12 protein-coding genes and 1 tRNA gene are annotated in these 11805 nt (G+C 62.2%); 5 read left to right on the top strand and 8 right to left on the bottom strand.

From position 1 onward, the window contains the following. Positions 1 to 8: 8 nt before the first annotated feature. Positions 9 to 1541: an acyl-CoA carboxylase subunit beta gene (locus tag MNR02_RS09820; protein WP_241946683.1), complete on the top strand. Its 1533-nt coding sequence runs from the start codon at positions 9 to 11 to the stop codon at positions 1539 to 1541. 72 nt (positions 1542 to 1613) lie between these two features. On the opposite strand, the gene sugE is transcribed toward MNR02_RS09820, so the two are convergent. From sugE to MNR02_RS09785, 7 genes are all read right to left on the bottom strand, one after another. Next, entirely contained in the window at positions 1614 to 1928 is a 315-nt protein-coding gene (sugE, locus tag MNR02_RS09815) for a quaternary ammonium compound efflux SMR transporter SugE (RefSeq protein WP_241946682.1), read from the bottom strand. A gap of 162 nt (positions 1929 to 2090) precedes the next feature. Continuing rightward, positions 2091 to 2924, bottom strand: a complete 834-nt coding sequence (gene fghA, locus MNR02_RS09810) for an S-formylglutathione hydrolase (protein ID WP_241946681.1) — start codon at positions 2922 to 2924, stop codon at positions 2091 to 2093. A gap of 16 nt (positions 2925 to 2940) precedes the next feature. Then, positions 2941 to 3597, bottom strand: a complete 657-nt coding sequence (locus MNR02_RS09805; RefSeq protein WP_241946680.1) for a DUF1345 domain-containing protein — start codon at positions 3595 to 3597, stop codon at positions 2941 to 2943. Beyond that, positions 3594 to 4067 carry a YaiI/YqxD family protein gene (locus MNR02_RS09800; RefSeq protein WP_241946679.1) on the bottom strand — a complete coding sequence of 158 codons (474 nt, stop codon included), beginning with the start codon at positions 4065 to 4067 and terminating at the stop codon, positions 3594 to 3596. The genes MNR02_RS09805 and MNR02_RS09800 overlap by 4 nt, the downstream gene beginning before the upstream one ends. A gap of 13 nt (positions 4068 to 4080) precedes the next feature. Then, a complete protein-coding gene (locus MNR02_RS09795; RefSeq protein WP_371746655.1) occupies positions 4081 to 4554 on the bottom strand; it encodes a GNAT family N-acetyltransferase in 474 nt (157 codons plus the stop codon). After that, complete coding sequence (locus MNR02_RS09790; protein WP_241946677.1) at positions 4554 to 5681, bottom strand: S-(hydroxymethyl)glutathione dehydrogenase/class III alcohol dehydrogenase; 1128 nt, start codon at positions 5679 to 5681, stop codon at positions 4554 to 4556. The genes MNR02_RS09795 and MNR02_RS09790 overlap by 1 nt, the downstream gene beginning before the upstream one ends. A 78-nt stretch (positions 5682 to 5759) precedes the next feature. Further along, positions 5760 to 6164, bottom strand: a complete 405-nt coding sequence (locus MNR02_RS09785) for a helix-turn-helix domain-containing protein (RefSeq protein WP_241946676.1) — start codon at positions 6162 to 6164, stop codon at positions 5760 to 5762. Positions 6165 to 6318: 154 nt separating this feature from the next. Between MNR02_RS09785 and MNR02_RS09780 the strand changes: the two genes are divergently transcribed. The 3 genes from MNR02_RS09780 (at position 6319) to MNR02_RS09770 (ending at position 10612) form a co-directional block, all read left to right on the top strand. Beyond that, positions 6319 to 7269, top strand: a complete 951-nt coding sequence (locus MNR02_RS09780) for a DMT family transporter (protein WP_241946675.1) — start codon at positions 6319 to 6321, stop codon at positions 7267 to 7269. A gap of 22 nt (positions 7270 to 7291) precedes the next feature. Beyond that, positions 7292 to 9298 (top strand): acetyl-CoA carboxylase biotin carboxylase subunit, encoded by a 2007-nt coding sequence (locus tag MNR02_RS09775; protein ID WP_371746653.1) that lies wholly within the window; start codon positions 7292 to 7294, stop codon positions 9296 to 9298. Positions 9299 to 9367: 69 nt separating this feature from the next. After that, positions 9368 to 10612 carry a hypothetical protein gene (locus tag MNR02_RS09770; RefSeq protein ID WP_241946673.1) on the top strand — a complete coding sequence of 415 codons (1245 nt, stop codon included), beginning with the start codon at positions 9368 to 9370 and terminating at the stop codon, positions 10610 to 10612. Here MNR02_RS09770 and lipB read toward each other — a convergent pair. Then, the gene (gene lipB / locus MNR02_RS09765; protein WP_241946672.1) at positions 10585 to 11331 is read right to left on the bottom strand and encodes a lipoyl(octanoyl) transferase LipB; all 747 of its coding nucleotides are present in this window, start codon (positions 11329 to 11331) and stop codon (positions 10585 to 10587) included. The two genes, MNR02_RS09770 and lipB, sit on opposite strands and share 28 nt — an antisense overlap. 195 nt (positions 11332 to 11526) lie before the next feature. Here lipB and MNR02_RS09760 point away from each other — a divergent pair. Next, positions 11527 to 11611 (top strand) — tRNA-Leu (locus MNR02_RS09760). Positions 11612 to 11805 lie beyond the last annotated feature (194 nt).

The raw sequence follows: 11805 nt of genomic DNA, 5'->3' as shown, positions 1-11805 counted from the left end.
GAGGGATCATGAAGGAAATTCTCCACGAGCTCGAAGTCCGGCGCGAGCGCGCCCGCATGGGCGGCGGACAGGCGCGCATCGATGCGCAACACAAGCGCGGCAAGCTGACGGCGCGCGAGCGCATCGATGTTTTCCTCGACGAGGGCTCGTTCGAGGAGTTCGACATGTTCGTCGAACACCGCTCCACGGATTTCGGCATGGAGAAGACGAAAATCGCCGGCGATGGCGTCGTCACCGGCTGGGGCACCGTCAATGGCCGCACCGTCTTCGTCTTCGCCAAGGATTTCACGGTCTTCGGCGGTTCGCTTTCCGAGACCCATGCCCAGAAGATCATGAAGGTCCAGGACATGGCGCTCAAGAACAGGGCACCCATCATCGGGCTTTACGATGCCGGCGGTGCCCGTATCCAGGAGGGTGTCGCGGCACTTGGCGGCTATGCCGAGGTTTTCCAGCGCAACGTGCTGGCCTCGGGCGTCATTCCGCAGATTTCCGTCATCATGGGGCCATGCGCGGGCGGCGACGTCTATTCCCCTGCTATGACCGATTTCATCTTCATGGTCCGCGACACGTCCTACATGTTCGTGACGGGGCCGGATGTGGTGAAGACCGTGACGAACGAGACCGTGACTGCCGAGGAACTCGGCGGCGCCTCCGTTCACACCACGAAATCCTCGATTGCCGACGGTGCCTACGACAACGATGTCGACGCGCTTCTTCAGGTTCGCCGCCTCGTGGATTTCCTGCCGCAGTCGAATACTTCGCCCGTGCCGGAGATCGAATGCTTCCAGTCCGTGGAGGCGGTCGATGCCTCGCTCGATACGCTGGTGCCGGCGAACGCCAACAAGCCCTATGACATCAAGGAGCTGATCCTCAAGACCGTCGACGAAGGCGATTTCTTCGAGATACAGGAAAGCTTTGCCCGGAACATCGTCTGCGGCTTCGGCCGTATCGAGGGCACATCGGTCGGCTTCGTCGCCAACCAGCCTATGGTGCTGGCGGGTGTTCTCGATTCGGATGCCAGTCGCAAGGCCGCGCGTTTCGTGCGATTCTGCGACTGTTTCAACATTCCCGTCGTGACTTTCGTCGATGTTCCGGGCTTCCTGCCGGGCACGGCGCAGGAATATGGCGGCCTCATCAAGCACGGCGCCAAGCTGCTCTTCGCCTTTGCCGAGGCAACGGTGCCGAAGGTCACGCTCATCACCCGCAAGGCCTATGGCGGTGCCTATGACGTCATGGCCTCGAAACACCTTCGCGGCGATATCAACTATGCCTGGCCGACGGCGCAGATCGCCGTGATGGGTGCCAAGGGCGCGGTCGAGATCATCTTCCGCAAGGATATCGACAATCCCGAAAAGATCGCCGAGCACACGAAGATGTACGAGGACCGGTTCCTGTCGCCCTTCGTGGCGGCTGAGCGCGGCTATATCGACGAGGTGATCATGCCGCATTCGACGCGCAAGCGCATTGCCCGCGCGCTGCGCCTGCTGCGCAACAAGGATCTGGAAAATCCCTGGAAGAAGCACGACAACATTCCGCTGTAAAACAACGGATGTCGTGGGTTTCCATCTGGAGGCGTTGCCGGGAGCTCTTGCCCCCGGCCGTACCAGTTATGTCTACGCGACGAACTTCAGGCCGAGAATGCCCGTGACGATCAGGGTGATACAGCCTATCCGCATGGCCGTGACCGGCTCTGCGAAAAGGACGATACCGAGAATGACGGTGCCGACGGTGCCGATTCCGGTCCAGATCGCATAGGCCGTGCCCATGGGCAGCGTCTTCACGGCAAGGCCGAGAAGCACAATGCTGACCAGCATGGAACCGGCGGTGAGGACGGTCGGCACGAGCTTTGTGAAACCATCGGTATATTTGAGACCGACAGCCCAGCCGATTTCGAAGAGACCTGCAAGGGTAAGAAGAATCCAGGGCATTTTGCCTACTCCGTTTGAAAGGAGCGAGGCCGTCCCCGCGATCGTGACCGGATGTCCCGGCGGTAGCCGTCTACCGTGAAGAAATATTGCGCATCGTGAGGCCGATCGCAAGAGCAGGGGCGGCATGTCAGCCATGCGCCCCCGCCATGGGAAATCGTCGTGTCAGCCGAGGCGTTCGGCGTGCCACTTCAGATGGTCGTCCATGAAGGTCGAGATGAAGTAATAGGAGTGGTCGTAGCGCTCATGCATGCGCAGCGTGAGCTTGATGTCCGTATCCTTGATCGCCTCTTCGAACAGCCAGGGACGCAGGCCGTTGTCGAGGAAGCCATCCGCCTTGCCCTGGTCGATAAGGAACTCCGGGAAACGCGCGCCATCTGCCACCAAGGCACAAGCATCGTATTGGCGCCATGCCGCCTTGTCGGCACCGAGATATTTTTCGAAAGCGGGCGCGGACCAGTCGGCGGTCGACGGTTCGACGATCGGCGCGAAGGCCGAGCAGCTCTTGAACCGGTCGGGATGCTTCAGCGCGATGGTCATGGCGCCGTGCCCGCCCATGGAATGACCGAAGATGCCCTGGCGATCCATGTCCATGCGGAAATGCTGGCTGAGGAAATTCGGCAGTTCTTCCGTCACATAGCTGTACATCTGGTAGTTTTCCGCCCACGGCGCCTCGGTGGCGTCGAGATAGAAGCCGGCGCCCTTGCCCATCTGCCAGTTGGTGATTTCGTCCGGCACGTCATTGCCGCGCGGGCTGGTATCGGGGCAGACGACGATCAGGCCGAGCTCCGCTGCCATGCGGCGGTATTCGCCTTTTTCCATGACATTGGCATGGGTGCAGGTGAGGCCGGACAGATACCACAGCACCGGGCGCGGCTCCTTTATGGCCTGCGGCGGCACGAAGACGGCGAAGGTCATCTCGGCCTTGCAGGCCTCGGAATCGTGGGCGAACACGCCCTGCATGCCGCCGAAGGCGGTGTTCTGGGATAGCACTTTCATTGGGAAGCTCCTGATGTCAGGTGGCGAGCGACACGGCCGCGTTCACCGCGGCTGCGACCAGCACCGTGTTGAAGAAGAAGGATGCGATGGCGTGCAGCAGGTTGACCTTGCGCATCGCCGTCGAGGTGATCGCGACGTCAGATGTCTGCGCCGTCATGCCGATCACGAAGGCGAAATACAGGAAGTCGAACGCGCCCGGCTTTGTGTCGCCGGGGAAGGAAAGGCTGCGGCCTGCGCCGCGTCCCGTCTCCGTGTTCGATGGCCGCCAGTAGACATGGGCGTAATGCAGTGCCGCCATGGTGTGGATGGTAAACCAGCCCAGCGCGACCGAGGCGAAGGCGAGGGCGAGTTCGATGCCCGAGGCCCCCTTGCGATTGAGCACGACGAACAGCGAGCCTATGGACACGGCGGCGGTCGCGAAGGTGACCGTGAAGATGATCCACACCGGTTCGTCGGCGTCGGTGGCATGATGTTCGAGATAGCCCGCCGTCAGATAGGGCAGGCGAATGATCGTCATTCCCAGGTAGCAGGAGAAGAACACCACGACGGCAATATCGATTGCGAAATCCGGTTTCATCAAGATCGCCGGCACGCCGCATAAGACGGCTGCGGCGATGCCTGCATAGAAAGGCAGGTGCCGACCGTAGATCTTGCGTGCCGGTGCTGCCGTCATGATCCTGCCCGCGCGTTCTTCGCCCGGCGGCAAAGCCGGTCCAGGGTTTCCAGGAAGGCGGAACGGTCGCGCGGCGAGAAGGCGGCATTGTAGCCCTTGCTTTCGCCGGTCTCGCGCAGATGTGCACCGAGATCGCGCATCGCGCTGGCCATGCCGATATTGGTCTGGTCGAACAGTCGCCCGGTCGGACCGGTCACATGCGCCCCCTTGGCGACGGTTCTGCCGGCAAGTGGCACATCCGCGGTGATGACGATGTCGCCTTCGCGCACGTTCTCGACGATCCAGTTGTCGGCCGCATCGAAGGCGCCGGAGACGATGACGTTGCGGATCATCGGGTCACGCGATGGACGCAGCCCCGAATTGGCGACGAACGTCACCGGCAGGCCGTGCCGCTCGGCAACCTTGAGGACCTCCGGCTTTACCGGGCAGGCATCCGCATCGACAAAGATGGTGGGCTGGTCTTCGTTCATGCGATCGGTCTTTTCAGTTCGCCTGTGCCTGGCTTTCGGCCGGCCGCGCCATATCGAGATGGGGAATGCCATCTTCGACATATTCCGCCGAAGTCGGGATAAAGCCAAGGGACCGATAGAAGGGTTCGAGATGGCTCTGCGCCGAAAGCGAGATCGGTTGACCGGGGAAATGCGCTTCGCAGGCCTCTATCGCGGCGCGCATCAGCGCCCCGCCGAGGCCGCTGCCGCGATGTGCCGGTGCCACGATGACACGCCCGATGCGCGGGCCGCCGTTTTCCGGCTTCCACAACCGCGCATAGGCTGCGGTCTCACCATCGATGATCAGGCGCAGATGCAGCGCATCGGCATCCTTGCCATCCAGTTCCGGATAGGCGCAGGCCTGCTCGACGACGAAGACATCGACGCGCAGTTTCAGCAGGGCATAAAGCTCGACCGCGGAGAATGCTTCCATTCTCCGCACATCGACCAGGTAGGCGGCTGCCGTCATCAGTAGACGACGACGCTGCGGATGGACTTGCCCTCATGCATCAGGTCGAAGCCCTTGTTGATGTCTTCGAGCGGCATGGTGTGGGTGATCATCGGATCGATCTGGATCTTGCCCTCCATGTACCAATCGACAATCTTGGGAACGTCGGTACGGCCACGCGCACCGCCGAAGGCCGTGCCCATCCAGTTGCGGCCCGTGACCAGCTGGAACGGACGAGTGGAGATTTCCTGGCCCGCGCCGGCAACGCCGATGACGACCGACTTGCCCCAGCCGCGATGGGACGATTCCAGCGCCTGGCGCATCACCTTGGTGTTGCCCGTGCAGTCGAAGGTGTAGTCCGCGCCACCGATCGTGTCGCCATTACGCTTCGTCATGTTGACGAGATAGGGCACGATGTCGTCGCCGACTTCCTTCGGATTGACGAAATGCGTCATGCCGAACTTTTCGCCCCAGGGCTTGCGGTCGTTGTTGATGTCGACGCCGATGATCATGTCAGCGCCGGCAAGGCGCAGGCCCTGCAGCACGTTGAGGCCGATGCCGCCGAGGCCGAAGACGATGGCCGTCGAGCCCACTTCCACCTTAGCCGTATTGATGACCGCGCCGATGCCGGTCGTCACGCCGCAGCCGATATAGCAGATCTTGTCGAAGGGGGCGTCGGGGTTGACCTTGGCGAGCGCGATTTCCGGCAGAACCGTGTAGTTCGCGAAGGTCGAGCAGCCCATGTAGTGGAAGATCTTGTCCTTGCCGATCGAGAAGCGCGAGGTGCCGTCGGGCATCACGCCCTGACCCTGCGTGGTGCGAATGGCCGTGCACAGGTTGGTCTTGCGCGACAGGCAGGAATAACACTCGCGGCATTCCGGCGTGTAGAGCGGAATGACATGATCGCCCTTCTTCAGCGATGTGACGCCCGGGCCCACATCGACGACGATGCCTGCGCCCTCGTGGCCGAGAATGGCCGGGAAAAGGCCTTCCGGATCAGCACCCGACAGGGTGAATTCGTCCGTATGGCAGATGCCGGTCGCCTTCACTTCGATGAGCACCTCGCCGGCGCGTGGGCCTTCGAGCTGCACGGTCATCACTTCCAGCGGTTTTCCTGCCTGAACGGCAACGGCGGCACGTACATCCATAGTCGTCTCCCTATGCGGATTCTCTTGCGACCAGACCATTGCAGAGCCGGGCCGCTGTCTCAAGTCTTGGGGTGAAAATCAGGCCTGATCTTTTTGTATCAGCCTGGCGACCTCGGCCTCGAGCGCGGCGATCGCCTTGCCTGTCCGCTCATGCAGCTGGTGCACCTCGCGGAGCTGTCGAAGCAGGGGGTGGAGGTGCTCGTCGCCGGCGGGATCGCCCGGCGCCTCGCCGATGCCGGCGATCAGCCAGGACGGCGAGACCGACAGAACGCCTGCCAGCATGAAGAGCGCCTTGGTGTCCGGCTCGGCGCGGTCGCTTTCCCAGCCGCCGATCGTGTCTTCCGGCAGGCCGAGCCGTGCCGCAAGGTCTTCCAGCGAAACGCCGATGGCATCGCGCGCGCGCCAGATGCGGCCGCCCAGCGTGTCACCGTCGGTACGGATGGCAGGAAAGGGAATGGTGTTGTTTTCGCCGGCAATGGTCATCGCGGCCTCCAATGTGTTTCCGGCAAGTTTACAGCCAGAGAAGGCCTCGTTTCTACCTCAAATGCGCCGCTTCGCGCCGCCTCTGCGGGGCCGAAAATCCGTCATTGCCAGTTGAGTGAAAAGGTCTAAGGAGAAAGTAACGAGGAGACGCATCATGAATGCAGGCGCAGGCCCAGTCGGCCAGTCCGGCGCAAACACCATGCAGGGCGTGGCGCTCATGGCCATCGCCATGCTGCTTCTGCCCTGCATGGATGCCATCGCCAAATACATGGCCAATTTCGCCGGCATGTCGCCCGGGCAGGTTACGTTCTACCGCTTCTTCTTCCAGTTGGTCTGCACCGTGCCGCTGATCTTCACGGCTGCCGGCGCCGCGACGCTGCGCCCGAAGCGTCCATGGCTCAACCTCCTGCGCGGGGCAATCCACGGCGCGGCAAGCCTGCTCTTCTTCGCTGCCGTCAAGTACATGCCGCTGGCGGATGTCTTTGCGATCTACTTCGTGGAACCCTTCATACTGACGGCGATGTCTGCTGCCTTTCTCGGCGACAAGGTCGGCTGGCGGCGCTGGCTCGCCATCATTGTTGGCTTTGGTGGTGCGCTCATCGTCATCCAGCCGAGTTTCGTGCTGTTCGGCTGGACGGCGCTGCTGCCGGTTGGCTGTGCCTTCCTCTATTCCATCTATCTCTTCATGAACCGCGCCATCGGTGATGCCGATTCGCCGCTTACCATGCAAACGATCGCCGGGTTCGGCGGAACGCTGTTCATGGGCGCCGCACTCATGATCGGCAACAATGCCGGCATTGGCGACTTTGAGCTGTCGCTGCCGCCGTCGCTCTTCACACTCATCCTGCTGCTCATTCTGGGGGCGCTGTCGGGTTATGCGCATATGCTGGTGGTGCGCGCCTTCCGCATGGCGCCGCTGTCGCTACTGGCTCCGTTCCAGTATTTCGAGATCATCTCTGCAACCGTGCTCGGCTACGCGATCTTCGGCGATTTTCCCACGCCGTCGAAATGGCTCGGTATCGCAATCATCGTCGCCTCTGGCCTTTTCATCATCTGGCGCGAACAAAAGAGCCGAAAGGCGAGGGCGGATATTGCCTTCGACTAAAGTGCCCGTGCGCTGCCGTTGAATGGCCGGGGCTTTTGTGGCTACAACTCCTGCACAAGACTGCCGGGAGGAAAGCATGTTCAAGAAGATCCTGATTGCCAATCGCGGCGAGATCGCCTGCCGCGTGATCAAGACGGCACGCAGGATGGGCATCGCCACCGTTGCGGTCTATTCCGATGCCGACCGCGACGCGCTGCATGTCGAAATGGCAGACGAAGCCATCCATATCGGTCCCGCGCCGGCGGCCGAAAGCTATCTGGTCGCAGACAAGATCATTGCTGCCTGTAAGGAGACCGGCGCAGAGGCGGTCCATCCCGGCTACGGCTTCCTTTCCGAGCGCGCCAGCTTTTGTGAGGCGCTGGAGGCCGAAGGCATTATTTTTATCGGCCCCAAGCCCAAGGCGATCCGTGCCATGGGCGACAAGATCGAATCGAAGAAATTCGCCAATGCCGCAAACGTCTCGACGGTGCCGGGTTTCCTCGGTGTGATCGAGGACGCCGCCCACGCGGAGCGCATTGCCGGCGAAATCGGCTATCCCGTGATGATCAAGGCCTCCGCTGGCGGCGGCGGCAAGGGCATGCGCATCGCGTGGAATAAGGACGAGGTGCGCGACGGTTTCGACCGCGCCCGCTCGGAGGCGAAAAGCGCGTTTGGCGACGACCGCGTCTTCATCGAGAAATATATCGTCGACCCGCGCCATATCGAGATCCAGGTGCTCGCGGATGCGCATGGCACGACGCTCTATCTCGGCGAGCGAGAATGCTCCATCCAGCGCCGAAACCAGAAGGTCGTCGAGGAGGCGCCATCGCCGTTTCTCGATGCGGCGACACGGCGTGCCATGGGCGAGCAGTCGGTGGCGCTCGCCAAAGCGGTCGATTACCAGAGCGCCGGCACGGTGGAGTTCATCGTCGACCGCGACCGAAACTTCTATTTCCTCGAGATGAACACCCGCCTGCAGGTCGAGCATCCGGTGACGGAACTCGTCACGGGCATCGATCTCGTTGAACAGATGATCCGCATTGCCGCCGGCGAAAAGCTGGCGCTGACGCAGAACGATATCCGCCTTGATGGCTGGGCTGTCGAAAGCCGTCTCTATGCCGAGGACCCATATCGCAGCTTCCTGCCGTCCATCGGTCGGCTCACCCGCTATCGCCCGCCCGCGGAAGGGAAATCCGGTTCAACGATCGTGCGCAACGATACCGGCGTCTACGAGGGCGCCGAAATCTCGATGTATTACGATCCCATGGTCGCCAAGCTTTGCACCTGGGCGCCGAGTCGCCTGGAGGCGATCGATGCCATGAGCGACGCACTCGATGGCTTCAGCGTCGATGGCATCGAGCACAATGTTCCCTTCCTCGCCGCGCTGATGCGGCATCCTCGCTGGCGGGAGGGGCGGCTTTCGACCGGTTTCATCGCCGAAGAATATCCCGACGGCTTCGCGCCAATGACACCGAACGCAGGTGAGGCGCAGGTGCTGGCCCGTGTCGCGCTCTCCGCGCACCTGACCGACGCCGCGCGCCGCGCGAAACACCTCGACCGCCTGCGTCCAGCGCAAGGGCTACGGTCAGACTGGGTGGTGAAGATCGGCGATGATTACCACGCGCTCGCGACGACGGATGCGGTCGAAAGCGAGTGGCGTCCGGGCGATGCCGTATGGCGCGGCGCGGTTGACGGAAAATCGGTGACGGCGCAGTTGCGGCCGTTGCGAAACGGCATGCGCATCGACTGGCAGGGGCTGTCCGTACGGACCCGCGTCTTCGCGCCGCGCCTTGCCGAACTCGATGCGCTGATGCCGGTCAAGCTGCCGCCCGATACCTCGAAAATGTTGCTTTGCCCCATGCCAGGCCTGGTCGTGTCGATTTCCGTTCAGGAAGGTCAGGAGGTGAAAGCGGGCGAGACCCTTGCCGTGGTGGAAGCCATGAAGATGGAGAACGTCCTGCGCGCCGAGCGTGACCTGACCGTCGGCCCGATCCGTGCGCGACCCGGCGAAAGCCTGGCAGTTGACGCCGTCATCATGGAATTCGCCTGAAACTCCTGATTTGTTAGGAAATCGCCGCTAGCCTGAAATCTCCGGTCCATGACGACCGGGGAGGATGCAATGTCGACTTCGGTTTCGGTTGTCTTGCTGCTGGCAATCAATCTCGGCCTGATCTGGCTGTTAATCGCAGCGCCGGTCGGCCGCCGCACCCTGCGGCTCAGCCGGGTTCTAAAGGCATCACCGGCGCGTCTTGCCGGGCTGGTCAGCCCGCTTGGCAGCGAAGCCGACTGGCATCCCTCCGTCTTGTCAAGCGAGCCTCTTTCCTCGGATCGTGCCCGGCAAACCTTCCGCTACCCAGATCGGCGAGGTGAACCGATTACCCGAACAGTGTCGGTGCGCGAAGCGCGCGATGGCGATGGTATCGCCTGCGAGACTCGCGTCATCGAAGACAGCGCGCTCGATTCTTCCTTCTGGGAGGATTATGTGGATCGGCGTTTCCTGCGTCCGGTGCCGGGCGGAACGCTGATGACGGTCGAACAGACGGATCGTTATCGCGGCATCGCCTTCCTGCTTTTCCGCTATGTGCAGCTGCGCCGTGAAATGAAGGCGCTCGATCAGTGGCTCGCCACGGGACAAGGCGAGGTGAGGGGCATTTTGGAGCGGCCGGCGACGCAGATGGTGCTCGCCATCCTGTCGACAGTGCTGCTCTGGCCGTTTTTCGGGCTCAACGTGCGCGGTCTGCTGCTGTCTTCTTTTCTCACGGCGGTGATCGTTCTGCATGAATTCGGGCACATGGCCGCTTACCGGGCCTTCGGTCACAAGCGCGTGCGCATGATCTTCGTGCCGCTGCTCGGCGGCATCGCCGTCGGTGGGCGGCCTTACAATTCACGCTTCGAGGTGGCGGTCTGCGCGCTGATGGGCGCTGGCATGTCGGCTTTCCTTGTGCCGCCGCTGATCGCGCTGCACGATGCCGGCTCGCGCGCGGCAGGTGCTGCCGTGCTGGTCTTCCTGCTGATCCTCGGCGCGTTCAACCTGCTCAACCTCCTGCCGATGCACCGTTTCGATGGCGGGCAGGTGTTGCGTCAGGTTTTCGAGAGTCGAGCCGGCCTTCTTTCCGCGAGCTTTCTGGTGACGCTGGCCATCGTATTCGTCGGCTGGCGTATCGGCCTGCCGTTCACGCTTCTCATCGCTGGCCTTGCCGTCTTCACGCTCCTGAGCCTGATCGGTGCCGGTGGCGTGAAACCGCGTCGCGCGCTGGAGCCCATGACGCCGCCGCAGATGCTGCTCGCGGGCTTCGGTTTCTACGCTGCCCTTGCCCTGCACGGCTACGCGATCGTCTATGCCTGCGATGCGCTAATCGCCTGAAAGTCCGTGTCGGGGATGGTTTCGCCAAAGACCCGCTCGAACGAGTTGCGGATCTGGATATCGACGTCGCTCATCATGACCGGCAGGCCGAGGTCGACGAGGCTGGTCACGCCGTAACCGCGGATGCCGCAAGGCACGATGCCGCTGAAATGTTCGAGGTCCGGATCGACATTGAGGGAAAAGCCGTGAAAGCTCACCCACCGGCGCAGGCGGATGCCGATGGCGGCGATCTTGTCTTCTGCAGGTGACCCATCGGGCAGCGGTGGGCGCTCGGGCCGGCGTACCCAGACTCCGACACGATCTTCGCGCCGCTCGCCGCGGATGTTCATGGAATCGAGCGCATCGATCACGACGGCCTCGAGTGCTGCCACGAAGGCACGCACATCCTGCCGCCGGCGCTTGAGATCCAGCATGACATAGACAACACGCTGGCCGGGGCCGTGATAGGTATATTCACCGCCGCGTCCCGTGGAGAACACCGGAAAGCGATCGGGAGCCACCAGGTCATCGGGCACCGCGCTGGTGCCAGCGGTGTAAAGAGGCGGATGCTCGACCAGCCAGACCAGTTCGTCGGCTTCTCCGCGCGCAATGGCGGCCGCCTCGCGCTCCATCGTTTCGACTGCCTCGTCATAGGCGACAAGTCCTGGCGCGACGCGCCAGCGCACCGGCGGGGAGCCGGGAATCGCTAGAAGGGATGTCTCGATGTCCTGGCGCTGCATGACGGCTTTCCTTTCGGGTTCCTTGTGCCAGATATAGGAGCGATCCTGCAAGGATTTCAGGGGTTTCCGGGGCCTTGCGAAGGGACTGTTGAAATTGTTTCGCTTTCTCTCATTTTTCTTGTCGCGCGGCCTTGTGCACCCCAAATCCTTTTGCTACATGCACCCCCGTCGCCGCAAGACGACACCTACCACGATGCGGTCGTGGCGGAATTGGTAGACGCGCAGCGTTGAGGTCGCTGTGGGGCAACCCGTGGAAGTTCGAGTCTTCTCGACCGCACCAAGAACCCGGCCTAGTGCCGGGTTTTCTCGTTTCTGGGCTTCTGTTTTCCTGCTTTTCGCGCAGCCTGTCCCGCAGCTTTCGCGCGGCGCTCATCGGGCGCGCCTAAATGGTGCTCAAATCATCTGCGACAATCGTTATAGTTAATGTTTCCTTATTGTTGGGCGCTTGCAGTGGGGAAATCACAGTGTTGCTGA

It is taken from the genome of Shinella sp. H4-D48 (genome assembly GCF_022637395.1).
Classification (GTDB): Bacteria; Pseudomonadota; Alphaproteobacteria; order Rhizobiales; family Rhizobiaceae; genus Shinella; species Shinella sedimenti.
Note: the sequence above shows the minus strand (reverse complement) of the source record. Positions and strands in the feature narration are given on the sequence as shown.

Coding starts and splice junctions, on each gene's coding strand:
- MNR02_RS09820 (WP_241946683.1), top strand. CDS start 9: ATGAAGGAAATTCTCCACGAGCTCGAAGTCCGGCGCGAGCGCGCCCGC.
- sugE (WP_241946682.1), bottom strand. CDS start 1,928: ATGCCCTGGATTCTTCTTACCCTTGCAGGTCTCTTCGAAATCGGCTGG.
- fghA (WP_241946681.1), bottom strand. CDS start 2,924: ATGAAAGTGCTATCCCAGAACACCGCCTTCGGCGGCATGCAGGGCGTG.
- MNR02_RS09805 (WP_241946680.1), bottom strand. CDS start 3,597: ATGACGGCAGCACCGGCACGCAAGATCTACGGTCGGCACCTGCCTTTC.
- MNR02_RS09800 (WP_241946679.1), bottom strand. CDS start 4,067: ATGAACGAAGACCAGCCCACCATCTTTGTCGATGCGGATGCCTGCCCG.
- MNR02_RS09795 (WP_371746655.1), bottom strand. CDS start 4,554: ATGACGGCAGCCGCCTACCTGGTCGATGTGCGGAGAATGGAAGCATTC.
- MNR02_RS09790 (WP_241946677.1), bottom strand. CDS start 5,681: ATGGATGTACGTGCCGCCGTTGCCGTTCAGGCAGGAAAACCGCTGGAA.
- MNR02_RS09785 (WP_241946676.1), bottom strand. CDS start 6,164: ATGACCATTGCCGGCGAAAACAACACCATTCCCTTTCCTGCCATCCGT.
- MNR02_RS09780 (WP_241946675.1), top strand. CDS start 6,319: ATGAATGCAGGCGCAGGCCCAGTCGGCCAGTCCGGCGCAAACACCATG.
- MNR02_RS09775 (WP_371746653.1), top strand. CDS start 7,292: ATGGCCGGGGCTTTTGTGGCTACAACTCCTGCACAAGACTGCCGGGAG.
- MNR02_RS09770 (WP_241946673.1), top strand. CDS start 9,368: ATGTCGACTTCGGTTTCGGTTGTCTTGCTGCTGGCAATCAATCTCGGC.
- lipB (WP_241946672.1), bottom strand. CDS start 11,331: ATGCAGCGCCAGGACATCGAGACATCCCTTCTAGCGATTCCCGGCTCC.